This is a genomic window from Pseudomonas sp. FSL R10-1350 (assembly GCF_009600525.1).
GTDB classification, from domain to species: Bacteria; Pseudomonadota; Gammaproteobacteria; order Pseudomonadales; family Pseudomonadaceae; genus Aquipseudomonas; species Aquipseudomonas helleri.
In genome coordinates this window covers 1-17,903 of the sequence record NZ_WIVR01000050.1, presented here as the reverse complement: position 1 = coordinate 17,903, position 17,903 = coordinate 1, and the positions used below count along the sequence as shown (strand labels likewise).

General features: G+C 57.4%; 15 protein-coding genes and 1 tRNA gene. 11 read left to right on the top strand and 5 right to left on the bottom strand.

Annotation, left to right across the window (positions count from 1 at the left end; translation table 11 throughout):
* Positions 1-31: 31 nt before the first annotated feature.
* Positions 32-271, top strand: a complete 240-nt coding sequence (locus GHO25_RS19125) for a sulfurtransferase TusA family protein (RefSeq protein WP_048370433.1) — start codon at positions 32-34, stop codon at positions 269-271.
* Between the two features lie 32 nt (positions 272-303).
* Positions 304-1,374 (top strand): AI-2E family transporter, encoded by a 1,071-nt coding sequence (locus tag GHO25_RS19120; RefSeq protein ID WP_048370431.1) that lies wholly within the window; start codon positions 304-306, stop codon positions 1,372-1,374.
* Between the two features lie 72 nt (positions 1,375-1,446).
* Here GHO25_RS19120 and acnB read toward each other — a convergent pair whose 3' ends face one another.
* Positions 1,447-4,047: a bifunctional aconitate hydratase 2/2-methylisocitrate dehydratase gene (gene acnB / locus GHO25_RS19115; protein ID WP_178110150.1), complete on the bottom strand. Its 2,601-nt coding sequence runs from the start codon at positions 4,045-4,047 to the stop codon at positions 1,447-1,449.
* Positions 4,048-4,452: 405 nt separating this feature from the next.
* Here acnB and GHO25_RS19110 point away from each other — a divergent pair, with 405 nt between their 5' ends.
* On the top strand, positions 4,453-4,923 hold the full coding sequence (locus GHO25_RS19110) for a DUF1289 domain-containing protein (RefSeq protein WP_153391780.1): 471 nt from the start codon (positions 4,453-4,455) through the stop codon (positions 4,921-4,923).
* Between the two features lie 60 nt (positions 4,924-4,983).
* Here GHO25_RS19110 and GHO25_RS19105 read toward each other — a convergent pair whose 3' ends face one another.
* Positions 4,984-5,838: a universal stress protein gene (locus tag GHO25_RS19105; RefSeq protein ID WP_153391778.1), complete on the bottom strand. Its 855-nt coding sequence runs from the start codon at positions 5,836-5,838 to the stop codon at positions 4,984-4,986.
* 220 nt (positions 5,839-6,058) lie between these two features.
* On the opposite strand from GHO25_RS19105, the gene GHO25_RS19100 reads away from it, so the two are divergent.
* From GHO25_RS19100 to GHO25_RS19080, 5 genes are all read left to right on the top strand, one after another.
* The gene (locus GHO25_RS19100; protein WP_048387275.1) at positions 6,059-6,667 is read left to right on the top strand and encodes a tRNA-(ms[2]io[6]A)-hydroxylase; all 609 of its coding nucleotides are present in this window, start codon (positions 6,059-6,061) and stop codon (positions 6,665-6,667) included.
* A 274-nt stretch (positions 6,668-6,941) separates the two neighbouring features.
* Positions 6,942-7,415 (top strand): MarR family winged helix-turn-helix transcriptional regulator, encoded by a 474-nt coding sequence (locus GHO25_RS19095; RefSeq protein ID WP_048387277.1) that lies wholly within the window; start codon positions 6,942-6,944, stop codon positions 7,413-7,415.
* The gene (locus tag GHO25_RS19090) at positions 7,412-8,881 is read left to right on the top strand and encodes an efflux transporter outer membrane subunit (RefSeq protein ID WP_153391776.1); all 1,470 of its coding nucleotides are present in this window, start codon (positions 7,412-7,414) and stop codon (positions 8,879-8,881) included. Before GHO25_RS19095 ends, GHO25_RS19090 begins: the two co-directional genes overlap by 4 nt.
* 14 nt (positions 8,882-8,895) lie before the next feature.
* Positions 8,896-10,101 carry an efflux RND transporter periplasmic adaptor subunit gene (locus tag GHO25_RS19085; RefSeq protein ID WP_048387282.1) on the top strand — a complete coding sequence of 402 codons (1,206 nt, stop codon included), beginning with the start codon at positions 8,896-8,898 and terminating at the stop codon, positions 10,099-10,101.
* Positions 10,102-10,164: 63 nt separating this feature from the next.
* A complete protein-coding gene (locus GHO25_RS19080; protein ID WP_048387284.1) occupies positions 10,165-11,694 on the top strand; it encodes a DHA2 family efflux MFS transporter permease subunit in 1,530 nt (509 codons plus the stop codon).
* A gap of 100 nt (positions 11,695-11,794) precedes the next feature.
* Here GHO25_RS19080 and lpxH read toward each other — a convergent pair whose 3' ends face one another.
* Together lpxH and GHO25_RS19070 are read right to left on the bottom strand one after the other, a co-directional pair.
* Positions 11,795-12,550 carry a UDP-2,3-diacylglucosamine diphosphatase gene (lpxH, locus tag GHO25_RS19075; RefSeq protein WP_178110148.1) on the bottom strand — a complete coding sequence of 252 codons (756 nt, stop codon included), beginning with the start codon at positions 12,548-12,550 and terminating at the stop codon, positions 11,795-11,797.
* Complete coding sequence (locus tag GHO25_RS19070; RefSeq protein ID WP_048387287.1) at positions 12,547-13,050, bottom strand: peptidylprolyl isomerase; 504 nt, start codon at positions 13,048-13,050, stop codon at positions 12,547-12,549. The genes lpxH and GHO25_RS19070 overlap by 4 nt, the downstream gene beginning before the upstream one ends.
* Positions 13,051-13,321: 271 nt before the next feature.
* On the opposite strand from GHO25_RS19070, the gene GHO25_RS19065 reads away from it, so the two are divergent.
* Both GHO25_RS19065 and cysS read left to right on the top strand, forming a co-directional pair.
* A complete protein-coding gene (locus tag GHO25_RS19065) occupies positions 13,322-15,019 on the top strand; it encodes a glutamine--tRNA ligase/YqeY domain fusion protein (protein ID WP_153330168.1) in 1,698 nt (565 codons plus the stop codon).
* Positions 15,020-15,040: 21 nt separating this feature from the next.
* Positions 15,041-16,423 carry a cysteine--tRNA ligase gene (cysS, locus tag GHO25_RS19060; RefSeq protein WP_178110147.1) on the top strand — a complete coding sequence of 461 codons (1,383 nt, stop codon included), beginning with the start codon at positions 15,041-15,043 and terminating at the stop codon, positions 16,421-16,423.
* A gap of 158 nt (positions 16,424-16,581) precedes the next feature.
* Here cysS and folD read toward each other — a convergent pair whose 3' ends face one another.
* A complete protein-coding gene (gene folD, locus GHO25_RS19055) occupies positions 16,582-17,436 on the bottom strand; it encodes a bifunctional methylenetetrahydrofolate dehydrogenase/methenyltetrahydrofolate cyclohydrolase FolD (protein ID WP_048373029.1) in 855 nt (284 codons plus the stop codon).
* A gap of 280 nt (positions 17,437-17,716) precedes the next feature.
* Here folD and GHO25_RS19050 point away from each other — a divergent pair.
* A tRNA-Arg gene (locus GHO25_RS19050) sits at positions 17,717-17,793 on the top strand.
* The last annotated feature ends 110 nt before the right edge of the window (positions 17,794-17,903 follow it).

Sequence of the window (17,903 nt, the reverse complement as noted above, 5' to 3'; positions counted from 1 at the left end):
CCACCCATAGGCATGCCTGAGGAAGTAAAAAATGACTGATGCGTTGGCGCATGATGCGCTAGTGGATGCCAGTGGCCTGAGCTGCCCACTGCCGTTGCTCAAGGCCAAGCTGGAGCTTAACCGTCTGGCCCAGGGGCAGACCTTGAAAGTCATCGCGACGGACGCCGGTTCGCTACGCGATTTTCGGGCATTCGCACGTCTGGCAGGGCATGAGCTGCTGCGTGAAGAAGAAGATTCTGGCACCTATCGCTACTGGTTACGCAAGGCCTGAGGCCGGGCGGCGTTTTCTCTTAAGGAATTTCGATGTTCAAAGTGTTACGAAATTGGGTGCAGCGCTACTTCTCTGATGAGGAGGCCGTGGTGCTGGCGGTGTTGTTGGTGCTGGCCTTTACGGCAGTGCTGACCTTGGGCGGCATGCTCGCACCGGTGTTGGCCGGCATGGTGCTGGCGTATCTGATGCAGGGCCTGGTGGTGGCGCTTGAACGCCTGCGAGTACCTGCCGGGGCGGCGGTCGGGCTGGTGTTTGCCCTGTTTATGGGGCTGCTGCTGGTGTTTATGATCGTGGTCGTGCCTTTGCTGTGGCACCAGTTGATCACCTTGTTCAATGAATTGCCGGGGATGCTGGCCAAGTGGCAGTCGCTGCTGTTGCTGCTGCCTGAGCGTTACCCGCATCTGGTGTCGGACGAGCAGGTGCTGCAAGCCATCGAGGTGGCGCGCGGTGAGATCGGCAAGTTTGGCCAATTGGCGCTGACTTTCTCGCTGTCCAGTTTGCCGCTGCTGGTCAACATCATGATCTATCTGGTGCTGGTGCCGATTCTGGTGTTCTTCTTCCTGAAAGACCGTGCGCTGATTGGTCGTTGGGTTCGCGGTTATTTACCCCGCGAGCGTGCGCTGATTACCCGTGTGGCCGAGGAAATGAACCGGCAGATCGCCAACTATATTCGCGGCAAGGTCATCGAAATCATCATCTGCGGCGGCGTGACCTACATCGCCTTCGTCACCATGGGCCTGAATTACGCGGCGTTGCTGGCGTTGCTGGTGGGTGTGTCGGTGGTGGTGCCGTATGTGGGCGCGGTGGTGGTGACGGTGCCTGTCATGCTAATTGCGTTGTTCCAGTGGGGCTGGAGCGACCAGTTCATCTACCTGATGGCGGTGTACGGGATCATTCAGACCCTGGACGGCAACGTGCTGGTGCCATTGTTGTTCTCTGAGGCGGTGAGTTTGCACCCGGTGGCCATTATTTGTGCGGTGTTGCTGTTCGGCGGGTTGTGGGGCTTTTGGGGGGTGTTTTTTGCGATCCCGCTGGCCACCCTGTGCAAGGCGGTGCTGGATGCCTGGCCACGTGAGCAGCAGGTGGTAGCGCCTCTGCTGTAAAGCTCGAAGCGCAGGCAAGAAAAAGCCCCGGCTCTCGCAAGAGAACCGGGGCTTTTTCGTTACGGCATCAGCTTACGCTTGAATGACCGGGATGTTGGCATTGGCTGCCGACTCACGGAATTCAGCGATCTGATCAAAGCTCAGGTAACGGTACACGTCCGTTGCCATGGTGTTGATCTCTGCTGCGTAAGCCAGGTATTCCTCAACCGAAGGCAGACGGCCCAGGATCGAAGCCACCGACGCCAACTCAGCCGAAGCCAGGTAAACGTTGGCACCGTCACCCAGACGGTTCGGGAAGTTACGGGTCGAAGTCGACACTACAGTGGAGTTCGGCTCAACGCGTGCCTGGTTACCCATGCACAGCGAGCAGCCTGGCATTTCCATGCGTGCGCCGGCTTTGCCGTAGATGCCGTAGTAGCCTTCTTCGGTCAGTTGGTGAGCGTCCATTTTGGTCGGAGGCGACAGCCACAGACGAGTTGGCAGCTGACCTTTGACCTTGTCCAGCAACTTGCCCGCAGCGCGGAAGTGGCCGATGTTGGTCATGCACGAACCGATGAACACTTCGTCGATTTTCTCGCCAGCAACGCTGGACAGCAGACGGGCGTCATCCGGGTCGTTTGGTGCGCAGAGCACAGGCTCTTTGATGTCGGCCAGATCGATTTCGATGATGTGCGCGTATTCGGCGTCAGCATCGGCTTCCATCAGCTCAGGGTTGGCAACCCAGGCTTCCATCGCTTGAGCGCGACGCTCAAGGGTACGCACGTCGCCGTAACCTTCCGCAATCATCCAGCGCAGCAGGGTGATGTTGGAGTTCAGGTATTCGGTGATCGATTCTTTGGACAGCTTGATGGTGCAGCCAGCCGCCGAACGTTCTGCCGAGGCGTCGGACAGTTCGAACGCTTGCTCGATGCTCAGGTTGTCCAGACCTTCGATTTCCAGGATGCGACCCGAGAATTCGTTGATCTTGCCTTTCTTCTCGACCGTCAGCAGACCTTTCTGGATAGCGACGTAAGGAATGGCGTGTACCAGGTCACGCAGGGTGATGCCCGGCTGCATTTCGCCTTTGAAGCGAACCAGAACCGATTCCGGCATGTCTAGTGGCATTACGCCAGTGGCTGCAGCGAACGCTACCAGACCCGAACCGGCAGGGAACGAGATGCCCATTGGGAAGCGAGTGTGGGAGTCGCCACCAGTGCCGACGGTGTCAGGCAGCAGCATGCGGTTAAGCCAGCTGTGGATGATGCCGTCGCCCGGACGCAGGGAAACACCGCCACGGGTCATGATGAAGTCTGGCAGGGTGTGGTGCGTGGTGACGTCGATCGGCTTTGGATAGGCCGCGGTGTGGCAGAACGACTGCATCACCAGGTCAGCGGAGAAGCCCAGGCACGCCAGGTCTTTCAGTTCGTCACGGGTCATTGGACCGGTGGTGTCCTGAGAACCTACGGTGGTCATCTTCGGCTCGCAGTAAGTGCCTGGACGAACGCCAGTCACGCCGCAGGCCTTGCCAACCATTTTTTGCGCCAGGGTGTAACCCTTGGTGCTTTCAACAGGTGCTTCAGGCTTTTTGAACAGATCGGTAGGGCCCAGACCCAGCTCGGCACGAGCCTTCTCGGTCAGGCCACGGCCGATGATCAGAGGGATACGGCCACCGGCGCGAACTTCGTCCAGCAGAACGGGAGTTTTCAGTTCGAAGGTGGTGATGACTTCGTCAGTACCGTGCTTGCACACTTTGCCAGCGTGCGGGTACAGGTCGATCACGTCGCCCATGTTGATGTTGCTGACGTCGAACTCGATTGGCAGTGCGCCAGCATCTTCCATGGTGTTGTAGAAGATTGGAGCGATTTTGCTGCCGAAGCAGAAGCCGCCTGCACGCTTGTTCGGTACATAAGGAACGTCGTCGCCGAAGAACCACAGTACGGAGTTGGTGGCCGACTTACGCGACGAACCGGTACCGACTACGTCACCGACGTAGGCAATAGGGAAGCCCTGACCGCGCATTTCTTCAATTTGCTTCATCGGGCCGATGGAGCCTTGAACGTCCGGCACGATACCGTCACGGGCCATTTTCAGCATGGCCAGGGCGTGCAGCGGGATGTCCGGGCGCGACCAGGCGTCTGGTGCAGGCGACAGGTCGTCGGTGTTGGTTTCGCCGGTAACCTTGAACACGCGCAGGCTGATTTTGTCTGCCAGTGTCGGGCGGTTTTTGAACCACTCGCCGTCAGCCCAGGACTCAATCACGGCTTTAGCGTGAGCATTGCCGTTTTTGGCTTTTTCAGCGACGTCGTGGAAGGCATCAAACATCAGCAGGGTGTGCTTGAGTTGCGCAGCGGCAACCGGTGCCAGCTCTGCGTCGTCCAGCAGATCAACCAGGGTCACGATGTTGTAGCCGCCTTGCATGGTGCCAAGCAGTTCAACAGCGCGTTGTTTGGTGATCAGGGGGGAGGTTGCTTCACCTTTCGCGATGGCGGCCAGGAAGCCGGCTTTTACGTAGGCAGCTTCGTCAACACCAGGTGGAATGCGGTTGGTGATCAGGTCAACGAGGAATTCTTCTTCGCCGGCAGGCGGGTTTTTCAGCAGCTCAACCAGGCCTGCAGTTTGTTCGGCGTTAAGCGGCTGGGGAACGATACCCAGGGCTGCGCGCTCTTCGATATGTTTGCGGTAGGCTTCAAGCACAGTTATTACCCTCATCATTGGTCCCAAATGGGTGTCCGGGACGCTCATCCAGGAATGCCAGGTACTCGTGCGCTGCAGGGCTTTTTGAGCCGCTTAGCCAGAGTTTCAAGGATTCCCAACAGAAGCTGTTTTCAAAGTTTTACGCCATCCGAACGGCGGGATGATGAAGGTTGATGGGGGCATTTGCTGTGCAAACACCCCGCACCAACACCGTTCTTCAGGATCAACTGTGCTCGTGACGCTTTGAAAACAGCTTCCAACGGACATTGGCGCCTTAAAAGGCAGGCTGATTCTACGGCAAAAACTTGTTAAAGGTAAGTTAGGCCCTGAAGGTTGAGGGGTGATCTGCGTTAGACAAAGGGCTAACATGGCCGTCTGTTTCACTCTGCAGTGCTCTATTTCGCCATGCCCAACCAAACCATCAAGACCCCTTGTATCGGCCTGTGCTCAACGGTTTACGGAGACCTCGTGTGCCGTGGCTGCAAGCGTTTCCACCACGAAGTGATCCACTGGAACGGTTACAACGAGGACGAAAAACGCGCTGTCTGGCTGCGGCTCGAACAGCTTTTAGTGCAGGTCATGGCGGCCAAGGTCGAGGTGTTCGACCCGCCGGCGCTGCGCAATCAGATGATTACCCGAAAAATACGTTTCGTAGAGAAGCAATCTGAATATTGCTGGGCGTACCAATTGATAGCCCGTGGCGCACGGGTGATCAATCAGTTGGAGATGTACGGGATGGTGTTGTTGCCTGAGTTTCGTGACTGGGGGCTGCCGGAGTTGCGTGACGCCATTGATCGGGAATTTTTCCTCTTGTCCGAAGCGCACTACGAGCGCTACATCGCCCCGGGCTTTCTCAAGGATGCGATGGGGCAATAGGTCCCGGCCCTCTGCCTCGCGATCTTTAAACGATCAAAAGATCGCGAGGCAAGCTCGCTCCTACACTTTTTGTTCCAGTTCCTTGACGATGTCTTCGGGCTTGAGCACCAGAACGTCGGACTCAAGCTTGTCGATCACGATTTCTGCGGTGTTGCCGATCAAGGCCGCTGACAAGCCGGTGCGCGCCACAGTACCGATTACCGTCACCACAGCGTCGAGCTTTCTGGCGACCTGCTGAATGATGATGTCTGCCGGGCCTTCTTTAATGTGCATGCGCTCGTCGCTGATTTCGAAGCGGCGCTGGAACTCCTTGCTGGCCGCCCGAAAGCTGGCTTCGTATTCGGTGTCGATCGGGTAAGCCGCATCCATCACCGCCAGGGTGGGCGCCGGGTGCGCACTGACGACGTGCAGTTCGCCGTGGGTCAGGCTGGCAATGCGAAAACCCTGGTCGATGATGGTTTTGTGCAGCGCCATGTGGTCTTCGTCGCCGTTGCCTACATCGACGGCGGCCAGCACCACTCCGTTGCTCCAGGGCTTGGTGGTTCTGACCAGCAAGACCGGGACAGGGCATTCGCGTAGCAGCTTCCAGTCTTCGGGGGTGAGCAGGATCTTTTTCAGGATGGAGTCGTCAACGTGTTGCTTGATCACCAGCCCGCAACCCTCGATTTGCTGCTCCTTGATGATGGTGGTGGGTAGGCTGTCGTGCCAGGCCTGACGCGACGTCACGCTGTAGCCTTCGGTGATCAGGCTGTTGGTCAGGACATTGAGCAAGGCTGAGTGATTGTGCTCTTTGTCGCCGATCAACAGGTGTAAATGCGCTTTGGAGGCTTTGGCGATTTCTTTGGCGCGCTTGAGGGCGAAGCTTTCCATCAGATGGGGTTCGATGACGACCAACAGGCTACGTATGGTTTGCATGACCGTTCACTCCATGTGCAATAAGGGTGGATGCGAGCACTATAGTTGCTCATCAGTAATTCGGACGTTGATGCATATCAAGTTGCGCGGTTGGTGCTGTGGCACATGGCCCGTATAATCGGCGCCTTTCGCCTCGTCCAGCCTTTGTGAGCCTCATGTCAGCGATACCTCAAAACACGTTCGGCCCGTTGTGCAATCTCCAGTGTTCGGGAGTGCGTGCATGAACCTTCCTGAAATCCATGAGTTCTTGGGTTGCCGTACCCCTGACGGCTGGATCGCTGCTGCATTGGCCGATCAGGAAACCCTGCTGATTGACCACAAAAACTGCGAATTCAAGGCCGCCAGTACGGCGTTGAGCCTGATTGCCAAGTACCACTCGCACGTTGACCTGATCAATATGATGTCGCGCCTGGCCCGTGAAGAGCTGGTGCACCACGAGCAGGTCATGCGCTTGATGAAAAAGCGCAAAATCGAATTGCGCCAATTGTCGGCGGGTCGTTACGCCTCGGGTTTACGCAAAGTGGTGCGTAACCACGAGCCGGTAAAGCTGGTGGATACGTTGGTGGTCGGGGCGTTTATTGAAGCGCGCAGTTGCGAGCGTTTCGAAGCGTTGGTGCCGCATTTGGACGAAGAACTCGGCAAGTTCTACTACGGCCTGCTCAAAAGCGAGGCCCGTCATTTTCAGGGCTATTTGAAACTGGCCTATCAATACGGCGACGCCAAAGACATTGCTCAAGTCATCGAGCGGGTGAGGGCGGCCGAGCAAGAGCTTATTGAAACCCCCGATGTTGAATTCCGCTTCCACAGCGGCGTGCCCGCTCAGTCTTAAGTCGCCAATGTGCGCCACAAGACCTGTAGGAGCGAGCTTGCTCGCGATCTTTTGATCTTGATCTAAGGACCCCCTCTCCCAAAGGAGAGGGCATCGATAGGGGGTTGCTGTCGATTCTCGGAGGTCTGCGCGCTACGCGAAGACTGATCTCCTGCAGTAGCGATAACCCATTCCTACATCTCAATAGTTAGCCTGCTATTTATAATCTTGACATTAGCTGCCTAAGCAGTAGTATTTGGTTACATTCCTGCCTAGGCAGCTTTCTGGTGTCCTGATGAAACACTTCCAGCCCGATACTTTTCAAAACTGCACCCTGGGTTTGCTTTTGGGACGTGCAGCCTTGCTTAAAGACCGCATCATCGACACGCACATGGAGCCTTACGGCATCACTGCTGCGCAGTTCAAGGTGCTGATCATCATGGCGCAATTTGCTGTCGATACTCCGGCCGAGCTGTGCCGCCACTTGTCACTGGACAGCGGCTCGATGACGCGCATGCTCGATCGCCTTGAGCAAAAGAGTCTTTTGATTCGCCAACGCTCTGACGCCGACAGGCGCCAGGTACGTCTTGTGCTGACTGAAGACGGGCAGGCGCTGGCAGATCGGCTCCCGACGATTGGCGCTGATGCCATGAATCAATTGGCGGGTGCAATCAGCCCACAAGAACTGCAAAGCCTGGAACAGATCCTTAAAAAAATACTGCTGGCGGCCGGTGATCCGATCACTATCCAACGCTTGGGTGAAAAATGAGCAACAGAGCATTACGAACAGGCTTAAGCCTGATGTGTGTGTCCCTTGCGTTGGCAGGTTGTGCCAGCTACAGCGGTTTGACCACCGAAGGCGCGCGCCTGGATGCGAAAAGCCTCCAGTCCGCTCAAGCCCTCAAGGGCATCAATGTGACCCCGGCAGCCTGGCCGCAAAAGGACTGGTGGAAGCGCTTGGGCGACAGCCAGTTGAATGGCTTGGTCGACGAGGCATTGCGTGACAGCCCGGACATGCAGATAGCCAGTGCCCGTGTGCATCAGGCCACTGCCGCCGCCGGCGCTGCCAATGCGGCACGCATGCCGACGCTGGACGCCGAGGCGGATGTGACGCGCTCGCGGCTATCGCGCTCCCAGGATCCAACCGGCCAGGGCGGTCGTTATGACACGGTGCGTGACATCGGTCTGACCTTCAATTACACCTTCGACCTGTGGGGCGGCCAGCGGGATGCCTGGGAAGCGGCTTTGGGCGAAGCCCGCGCTGCCGAAGTCGACAGCCATGCTGCGAGCCTGACCCTGGCGGCCGATGTGGCAAAGGCCTACAGCAATCTCGGGCATGCCTACAGCGTGCTGGATCTGTCGAAAGATGACCTTCAGCGCACCCGCAAAATGCTCGATTTGAGCAAGCAGCGGTTGCAGGCCGGTATCGACAGCCACTATCAGTACCAGCAGACCGAAAGCCTGGAAGCCAGCTCCCAGGAGCAGGTGATCAATGCACAGAAACAGGTCAAGAGCGCTCATATCGCCCTGGCCGTGTTGCTGGGTAAAGGACCGGACCGTGGCTTCGAAATTGCCCGTCCGCAGATTTTGACTCCCGCCGCCGTGGCTGTGCCAAGCACGTTGCCCGCCGAGTTGCTGGGCCGTCGCCCCGATATTGTGGCGGCACGCTGGCGGGTCGAAGCGGCCAGTAAAAATATTGCCGCAGCCAAAACACGTTTTTACCCCAACCTCAATTTGAGTGCCGCTGCCGGGACTCAGTCCTTGCTGGGCGATGCGCTGTTTGGTTCGGCCAGCCGCTTTATGAACATCGCCCCGGCCATTTCGCTGCCGATTTTTGACGGCGGCCGTCTGCGTGCCGGGCTGGATGCCGAAGACGCCAATTACGACCTGGCCGTCGCGCAGTACAACAAGACGCTGGTGGCCGCCCTCGGTGATGTCAGCGATACCCTCGAGCAATTGAACGCCATGAGCGAGCAAGTCAGCACTCAGAAACGCGCGGCTGATATTGCCCAGCAGTCGTATGACTCGGGATTACAGCGCTACGAATCCGGCATCGGCAGTTACCTGGATGTCCTCAGCATCGAGCAGCAATTGCTCCAGGCGCAGCGCCAACTGGCTGACCTGAATGCTGAGCAGATCACGCTTTCGATTCAACTGATGCAAGCCCTGGGCGGTGGCTTTGAGCCCGGCAATGCGGCTGCGGCCGTTCCTGTTCAAGCCTCCCTGGCAGAATAATTTAGGTAATCGTCATGGCTACTGTGCAAACACCGAATGAAGCGCAACACAATCAGGACGCTGGTAATCAGCGTAAACGTAAACTCTGGCTGAGTGGCCTGGCCATTTTGGTCATCCTGGTCGGCCTGGGCGTCTGGGGCTGGCATGAGTTGTATGGTCGCTGGAGCGAAAGCACCGACGACGCCTATGTCAACGGTAACGTGGTCGAAATCACGCCATTGGTTGCGGGGACGGTGGTGAGCATCGGCGCCGATGATGGCGATCTGGTTCATGAAGGGCAGGTGCTGCTTAACTTTGACCCGAGCGATTCGCTGGTCGGCTTGCAGAGCGCCGAAGCCAACCTGGCCCGTACCGTGCGTCAGGTTCGCGGCCTGTTCAGTAACGTAAGCGGTACCAAAGCGCAGGTGGCGGCGCAAAAAGTCGCCGTGCAAAAAGCCCAGGACAACTTCAATCGCCGGAAAAACCTGGCAGCAAGCGGGGCTATTTCCCAAGAAGAGCTGTCCCATGCGCGGGATGACCTGGCGTCTGCACAAAGTGCCTTACGCAATAACGAGCAGCAACTCGACACCACCAGCGCACTGGTAGACAACACGGCCATTGCCAACCATCCGGATGTGCTGGCCGCCGCTGCGCAATTGCGTCAGGCGTATCTGGAACACGCACGCACCACGTTGATTGCGCCGGTGACCGGCTATGTCGCCAAACGTACCGTGCAATTAGGGCAGCGCGTTCAGCCAGGCACCGCGTTGATGGCGGTTATCCCGCTTAACCAGCTGTGGATCGACGCCAACTTCAAGGAAACCCAACTGGACAAGATGCGCATTGGCCAGCCGGTTGAAATTGAATCGGACCTGTATGGCAGCAACGTCAAGTACAGCGGCACCGTCGACAGCATCGGTGCGGGCACCGGCAGCGCGTTTGCCCTGTTGCCAGCGCAAAACGCTACCGGCAACTGGATCAAAATCGTTCAGCGTGTTCCGGTGCGTATCCACATCAATGCCGATGAGCTGGCCAAGCACCCGCTGCGCATCGGGCTGTCGACCACGGTTGACGTGAACCTGCATGACCAGAGCGGCCCGGTGCTGGCGCAACAGCCTCCGCAGAAGGCGATGTTCACCACCAACGTGTACGAGCAACAGCTGGCTGAAGCAGACACCCTGATTTCCCGCCTGATCGAAAGCAACAGCGCTGTGGCGGGCACTTCCGCCGCCCAACGCTAATTCGCCAATCCATAAGCCCCGCTGCACTGGCGGGGCTGTCCCCCTGGTTTTAAAGGATTTGCGATGAGCACAAACGCGTCTTTTACCCCGCCCAGCCTGCTGTTCGCCACCATTGGCCTGTCGCTGGCGACCTTTATGCAGGTGCTCGACACCACCATCGCCAACGTTGCCTTGCCGACTATTTCCGGCAACCTGGGGGTGAGTTCGGAGCAGGGTACGTGGGTTATTACTTCTTTTGCGGTGAGTAACGCGATTGCCTTGCCATTGACGGGCTGGTTGAGTCGGCGCTTTGGCGAAGTGAAACTGTTTTTGTGGGCCACGGTGCTGTTTGTACTGGCTTCATTCTTGTGCGGTATTTCGACGTCCATGCCTGAGCTGGTGGGTTTTCGTGTGCTGCAAGGTCTGGTGGCCGGGCCGCTGTATCCGATGACGCAAACCTTGTTGATTGCGGTGTACCCCCCAGCGAAACGGGGTATGGCATTGGCATTGCTGGCGATGGTCACGGTGGTGGCGCCGATTGCCGGGCCGATTTTGGGTGGCTGGATTACGGACAGTTACAGTTGGCCGTGGATCTTCTTTATTAACATCCCGATTGGCATCTTTGCGGTGCTGGTGGTGCGTCAGCAGCTCAAGGCTCGCCCGGTGGTGATTACTCGCCAGCCGATGGACTACGTAGGGCTTATTACGCTGATCATTGGTGTTGGCGCGCTACAGATTGTGCTCGACAAAGGTAATGACCTGGACTGGTTCGAATCCAACTTCATCCTGCTGGGCACGGCGTTGTCCGTGGTGGCGTTGGCGGCCTTTGTCATTTGGGAAATGACCGACAAACACCCGATTGTGAACCTGCGCCTGTTTGCTTACCGCAACTTCCGGATCGGCACCATCGTGTTGGTGCTGGGCTATGCCGGGTTCTTCGGTATCAACCTGATCTTGCCGCAATGGTTGCAGACCCAAATGGGTTATACAGCGACATGGGCGGGGTTGGCGGTGGCGCCGATTGGGATCTTGCCGGTATTGATGTCGCCTTTTGTGGGCAAGTACGCGAACAAGTTCGACCTGCGCCTGCTTGCCGGGCTGGCCTTTTTGGCGATCGGCCTGAGCTGCTTCATGCGTGCCGATTTCACCAATGAGGTCGACTTCCAGCACGTTGCACTGGTGCAACTGTTTATGGGGATCGGGGTGGCGCTGTTCTTTATGCCGACCTTGAGCATTCTGATGTCGGACTTGCCGCCTCATCAAATTGCTGACGGCGCGGGGCTGGCCACGTTCCTGCGGACATTGGGCGGTAGTTTTGCTGCGTCCCTGACCACCTGGATCTGGATTCGTCGTGCCGATCAGCATCATGCCTACATGAGTGAAAGCTTGAGTACCTATGATCCGGTCACCCGGCATGCGCTGGACAGCTTGGGTGGGGCGAGCAACCAGGCTTATGCCCAGCTCGATCAAGTGCTTACCAGTCAGGCGTACATGCTCTCGACCGTGGACTACTTCACGCTGATGGGCTGGATGTTTATGGGCTTGATCTTGCTGGTATGGCTGGCCAAACCGCCATTTGCCGCCAAGCCAGGACCGGCGGCGAGCGGGCATTAACGCCTGATCGCACGCAAACCTCGTAGGAGCGAGCTTGTCTCGCGATCTTTTGATTTTTTAAAAGATCGCGAGGCAAGCTCGCTCCTACAGTGGGCAGTGTTTATTGGGTGGCGTGAGGTAGCGCCAGTTGCGGATTGGCGAACTCAAACGGCGCCAGTTGCATGCCCTGTTCGTCCACTTGCAAGGCCCAGCCTTGTTTGTCCCAGTCGCCGAGTACGATGCGCTTGGCGGCGTAATCGCCAAGTTGCAATTTGTGTATCGCGGGGCGGTGGGTGTGGCCATGAATCAGGGTCTTGACCCCGAAGTGCTCCATGATCCGCGGTACTTCCTCGGGGGTCACGTCGACAATGTCGTTGGCTTTCATGCGGGTTTGCGCACGGCTTTCGCTGCGCAGCTTGCGCGCCAACTTATGGCGAGTGCTCAACGGCAAGTGGCGCAAGATCCACACCGTCACCGGGTTGCGCAGGTAGCGTCGCATACGCATGTAGGCTTCGTCGCGGGTACACAGGCTGTCGCCGTGCATCAATAAAACCGGCTCGCCGTAGAAATCGACCACGCTCGGGTCTTTAAGCAGGGTGCAGCCAGCCGCCTTGCAAAAGGCCTGGCCGAGCAGAAAATCGCGATTGCCGTGCATCAGGAATACCTTCGTACCGCTGTCACTCAATTCGCGTAGCGCTTCGCAGATGGAGCGCTGGTAGGGCGTCATTGCATCGTCGCCGATCCAGGCTTCAAAAAAATCTCCCAAAATGTACAGCGCCTGTGCCGAGCGCGCGCGCCCGGACAGGAAATCCAGAAACGCCCGGGTAATGTCCGGGCGCTCCTCTTCCAGATGCAAATCTGAAATCAGCAGTATCACTCAATGATCTCGGCTTTCTCGATGATCACGTCTTCTGCCGGTACGTCCTGGTGGCCCGCTTTGGAACCGGTCGAAACGCCTTTGATCTTGTCAACAACGTCCTGGCCTTCGGTCACTTTGCCGAACACTGCGTAGCCCCAGCCCTGAACGTTTTTGCCGCTGTGGTTCAGGAAGCTGTTGTCAGCCACGTTGATGAAGAACTGCGCGGAAGCCGAATGCGGCTCCATGGTGCGAGCCATGGCGATGGTGTACTTGTCGTTCGACAGGCCGTTATCCGCCTCGTTCTGGATGCTTGGGCGCTTGTCTTTCTTTTCTTTCATGCCAGGTTCAAAACCGCCGCCCTGAATCATGAAGTTACCGATTACACGGTGGAAAACAGTGTTTTCGTAGTGGCCGGCTTTTACGTATTCGAGGAAGTTAGCGACAGTAATTGGCGCCTTTTCAGCGTTCAGTTCAATCACGATGTCGCCGTGGTTGGTGGTCAGTTTTACTTTTGACATGTCGTTATCGCTCTATCAGAGAATTCGTTGGGCGAGGAAATCGTATGACACCGTCAGCCCCGGTTGGGCTGGGTAGATACAGCCGCGGGCGAAGTTTAGCCTGCCCGCAGAGCATTTCGATGGTGTTTTTGCGATATGGGGGCTAAAAGCCCTATTTCAATTGCTTTGATTGGTCGCCTGCTCTGTCAGGGACTTGACAGCATCGGCTATGATAGGCGCTTTGATTTCGTCGGCCGCTCCAGGCCGCGCACCCGTTACGTTCAAGGATCCTATGAGCAAGCCCACTGTCGACCCCACTCTGAATCCAAAGGCTGGCCCAGCTGTACCGGCCAATTTTCTGCGCCCAATCGTGCAGGCGGACCTTGAATCGGGTAAATGCCAACAGATCGTGACCCGCTTCCCGCCTGAGCCTAACGGCTACTTGCACATTGGCCACGCCAAATCCATTTGCGTGAACTTTGGCCTGGCCGAGGAATTTGGCGGCGTCACGCACTTGCGTTTTGACGACACCAACCCGGCCAAGGAAGACCAGGAATACATCGACGCGATCGAAAGCGACGTGAAGTGGCTGGGCTTCCAGTGGTCTGGCGAAGTGCGCTATGCATCGCACTATTTCGATCAGTTGCATGACTGGGCGGTCGAGCTGATCAAGGCTGGCAAGGCCTATGTCGACGACCTGAGTCCTGAGCAAGCCAAGGAATACCGTGGCACCCTGACCGAGCCAGGCAAGAACAGCCCGTTCCGCGACCGTTCGGTCGAAGAGAACCTGGACTGGTTCGCCCGCATGCGCGCCGGTGAATTTCCGGACGGCGCCCGCGTGCTGCGTGCCAAGATCGACATGGCTTCGCCGAACATGAACCTGCGCGACCCGATCATGTATCGCATCCGCCATGCCCACCACCACCAGACCGGTGACAAGTGGTGCATCTACCCGAACTACGACTTCACTCACGGTCAGTCGGACGCCATCGAAGGCATCACCCATTCCATCTGCACCCTGGAGTTCGAAAGCCATCGCCCTCTGTATGAGTGGTTCCTCGACAGCCTGCCGGTGCCGAGCAAGCCGCGTCAGTACGAGTTCTCGCGCCTGAACCTGAACTACACCATCACCAGCAAGCGCAAGCTCAAACTGCTGGTGGATGAAAAGCACGTGAACGGTTGGGACGACCCGCGCATGTCGACGCTGTCGGGTTTCCGCCGTCGTGGTTACACGCCCAAGTCGATCCGCAACTTCTGCGACATGGTCGGCACTAACCGCTCGGACGGTGTAGTGGATTTCGGCATGCTGGAATTCAGCATCCGTGATGACCTCGATCACAGCGCCCCGCGTGCCATGTGCGTGCTGCGCCCGTTGAAAGTGATCATCACCAACTACCCTGAAGACAAGGTCGAAAACCTTGAGCTGCCTTGCCACCCTAAAGAAGACATGGGTGTGCGCGTGCTGCCATTCGCGCGTGAGATTTACATCGATCGTGACGATTTCATGGAAGAGCCGCCAAAAGGTTACAAGCGCCTTGAGCCTGCGGGCGAAGTGCGTCTGCGCGGCAGCTATGTGATTCGTGCCGATGAAGCAATTAAAGATGCTGACGGCAACATCATTGAGCTGCACTGCTCGTACGACCCTGAAACCCTGGGCAAAAACCCTGAAGGCCGCAAGGTCAAAGGTGTGGTGCATTGGGTGCCGGCGGCAGCCAGCGTCGAGTGTGAAGTGCGTCTGTACGATCGCCTGTTCCGTTCGCCGAACCCTGAAAAGGCCGAGGATGGCGCTGGCTTCCTGGAAAACATCAACCCTGACTCGCTGCAAGTGCTGACCGGTTGTCGTGCTGAACCCTCGCTGGGCAATGCACAGCCGGAAGATCGTTTCCAGTTCGAGCGCGAAGGTTACTTCTGCGCAGACATCAAGGACTCGAAACCAGGTCAGCCGGTATTCAACCGTACCGTGACTCTGCGTGATTCGTGGGGCCAGTGATCAAGTTTTAAGGAAGAGCTCGTGCTAACGATCTACAACACGCTCACCAAGAGCAAAGAAGTTTTCAAGCCTCTGGATGGCAACAAGGTGCGCATGTACGTTTGCGGCATGACCGTGTACGACTACTGCCACTTGGGTCACGGTCGCAGCATGGTTGCCTTCGACCTGGTGACGCGCTGGTTGCGTTTTAGCGGTTACGATTTGACGTATGTGCGCAACATCACCGATATCGACGACAAGATCATCAATCGTGCGAATGAAAACGGTGAAACGTTTGAAGCACTGACTGAGCGCATGATCGCCGCGATGCATGAAGACGAAGCCCGGCTGAACATCAAGAAGCCGGACATGGAGCCGCGTGCCACCGACCATATCGCCGGCATGCACGCGATGATCCAGACCTTGATCGACAAGGGCTACGCCTACGCACCTGGCAATGGTGACGTGTACTACCGCGTTGCCAAGTTCATGGGCTACGGCAAGCTGTCGCGCAAAAAGATCGAAGACTTGCGCATCGGTGCTCGCATCGAAGTCGACGAGGCCAAAGACGATCCGCTGGACTTCGTGCTGTGGAAAGGCGTCAAGCCGGGCGAGCCAAACTGGGAGTCGCCGTGGGGTCCAGGGCGTCCGGGCTGGCACATTGAGTGCTCGGTGATGTCGACCTGCTGCCTGGGCGAGACGTTCGATATTCATGGCGGCGGCAGCGATCTGGAATTCCCGCACCATGAAAACGAAATCGCCCAAAGCGAGGCGGCCACGGGTAAAACCTACGCCAATGCCTGGATGCACTGCGGGATGATTCGCATCAATGGCGAGAAGATGTCCAAATCCTTGAACAACTTCTTCACCATTCGCGACGTTCTGGAGAAATATCATCCGGAAGTGGTGCGTTACCTGTTGGTTTCCAGCCACTACCGTAGCTCGATCAACTACTCCGAAGACAACCTCAAGGACGCGAAAGCGGCGCTTGAGCGGTTCTATCACGCACTCAAAGGCTTGCCGAAAGTGGCGCCGGCCGGTGGTGAGGCGTTTGTAGAACGCTTCACTCAAGTGATGAATGACGACTTCGGTACGCCCGAAGCCTGTGCGGTGCTATTCGAAATGGTTCGCGAGATTAACCGTTTGCGTGAGTCGGACGAATTGGCGGCGGCCGGTTTGGCAGCGCGTCTTAAAGAGTTGGCCGATGTGCTGGGTGTATTGCAGCTCGAAGCCGATGACTTTTTGCAGGCGGGCGCTGAAGGGCGAGTTGATGCGGCGCAAGTTGATGCTTTGATTGCGGCTCGTTTGGCTGCGCGCGCGGGCAAGGACTGGGCTGAGTCGGATCGCATCCGCGACCAGCTCACGGCAATGGGCGTTGTGCTGGAAGACGGCAAGGGTGGCACCACCTGGCGTCTGGCTGACTAAGCTGTTCGCTGTTCAAACAAAGCCCGCCTTATGCGGGTTTTTGTTTGTCTGGGTGGTCGAAATTCCTTTGTAGGAGCGAGCTTGTCTCGCGATCTTTTGATTTTTTGCAATAAAAAACGGCACTCGAAGGTGCCGTTTTTTTTGCGAGACGCCAAGGCTTAGCCGTGCAATGTCTCAGCTGCATACAGCGTATTTTCCAGCAGGCAGGCGCGGGTCATCGGGCCAACACCGCCAGGTACCGGGGTGATCCAGCCGGCGCGGGGCAGGGCGGTCTCGTAAACCACGTCGCCGACCAGCTTGCCATCCGCCTGACGGTTGATGCCAACGTCGATCACGATGGCGCCTTCCTTGATCCACTCACCCTTGACCAGGCCAGGTTTGCCGGCAGCCACTACCACCAGGTCGGCACGACCTACGTGGCCAGCCAGATCCTTGGTGAAGCGGTGGGTCACGGTCACGGTGCAGCCCGCCAGCAGCAGTTCCATGGCCATGGGGCGACCCACAATGTTGGAGGCGCCGACAATAACAGCGTCCATTCCGTACAGGTCCTGACCGGTGCTTTCCAGCAGGGTCATGATGCCTTTAGGGGTGCACGGGCGCAGCAATGGAATGCGCTGGGCCAGACGGCCTACGTTATACGGGTGGAAACCGTCGACGTCTTTGTCAGGGCGGATGCGCTCCAGCAGGCTGGAAGCGTCCAGATGCTCAGGCAACGGCAGTTGCAGCAGGATGCCGTCGATGTTTGCGTCATCATTAAGACGGTCGATCAAGTCGGTCAGCGCTTGCTGAGTGGTGTCGGACGGCAGGTCATAGGCCTGTGAGAGAAAGCCTACCTCTTCGCAGTCTTTACGCTTGTGCGAAACATAAACCTGGGAGGCAGGATCGCTGCCGACCAGAATCACTGCCAGACCAGGAGTGCGCAGGCCTTGCTCGTGACGCTCGGCGACGCGTTTGGCAATCTGCTTGCGCAGGTTGGCGGCGATCGCTTTGCCGTCGATTAGTTGTGCAGTCATTACGCGTGATTAACCATCGTAAAGGGTGGAGAAAGGACGTGCATTCTCGCATGCCGTGGCGTACGGGCAAAGGCGCTTGGTCTGCTAATTCCCCTAACTCCTTTATATTTCTGAACTTTTTTGAAAAAACAGTTGACGACTTTCAGGGTCGTCTATAACATTCGTCGCACTTGTCGGGCACAGCCTAGCACTGGTTAAGAAGGTAGAGCGAAGTTGTTGTCCAGCTTGGTGATACTGAAAGCACTTAGTTTGTAATCGTCACAGAGTACAGATTAATAAGGCGCCCGTAGCTCAGCTGGATAGAGCATCCGCCTTCTAAGCGGATGGTCGCAGGTTCGAGTCCTGCCGGGTGCGCCATTAGGCAGCTTTGGCACAAGTAAAGCAGCAAAGGCAATATGGTGGGCGTAGCTCAGTTGGTAGAGCACGGGATTGTGACTCCCGTTGTCGAGGGTTCGATCCCCTTCGTC

What these genes read in the sequence shown, in the direction of transcription:
- GHO25_RS19090 (WP_153391776.1), top strand. Translation starts at nt 7,412, where the DNA reads ATGAGCAACAGAGCATTACGAACAGGCTTAAGCCTGATGTGTGTGTCC.
- folD (WP_048373029.1), bottom strand. Translation starts at nt 17,436, where the DNA reads ATGACTGCACAACTAATCGACGGCAAAGCGATCGCCGCCAACCTGCGC.
- GHO25_RS19085 (WP_048387282.1), top strand. Translation starts at nt 8,896, where the DNA reads ATGGCTACTGTGCAAACACCGAATGAAGCGCAACACAATCAGGACGCT.
- GHO25_RS19095 (WP_048387277.1), top strand. Translation starts at nt 6,942, where the DNA reads ATGAAACACTTCCAGCCCGATACTTTTCAAAACTGCACCCTGGGTTTG.
- GHO25_RS19125 (WP_048370433.1), top strand. Translation starts at nt 32, where the DNA reads ATGACTGATGCGTTGGCGCATGATGCGCTAGTGGATGCCAGTGGCCTG.
- GHO25_RS19100 (WP_048387275.1), top strand. Translation starts at nt 6,059, where the DNA reads ATGAACCTTCCTGAAATCCATGAGTTCTTGGGTTGCCGTACCCCTGAC.
- GHO25_RS19110 (WP_153391780.1), top strand. Translation starts at nt 4,453, where the DNA reads ATGCCCAACCAAACCATCAAGACCCCTTGTATCGGCCTGTGCTCAACG.
- GHO25_RS19070 (WP_048387287.1), bottom strand. Translation starts at nt 13,050, where the DNA reads ATGTCAAAAGTAAAACTGACCACCAACCACGGCGACATCGTGATTGAA.
- GHO25_RS19105 (WP_153391778.1), bottom strand. Translation starts at nt 5,838, where the DNA reads ATGCAAACCATACGTAGCCTGTTGGTCGTCATCGAACCCCATCTGATG.
- GHO25_RS19080 (WP_048387284.1), top strand. Translation starts at nt 10,165, where the DNA reads ATGAGCACAAACGCGTCTTTTACCCCGCCCAGCCTGCTGTTCGCCACC.
- GHO25_RS19120 (WP_048370431.1), top strand. Translation starts at nt 304, where the DNA reads ATGTTCAAAGTGTTACGAAATTGGGTGCAGCGCTACTTCTCTGATGAG.
- GHO25_RS19065 (WP_153330168.1), top strand. Translation starts at nt 13,322, where the DNA reads ATGAGCAAGCCCACTGTCGACCCCACTCTGAATCCAAAGGCTGGCCCA.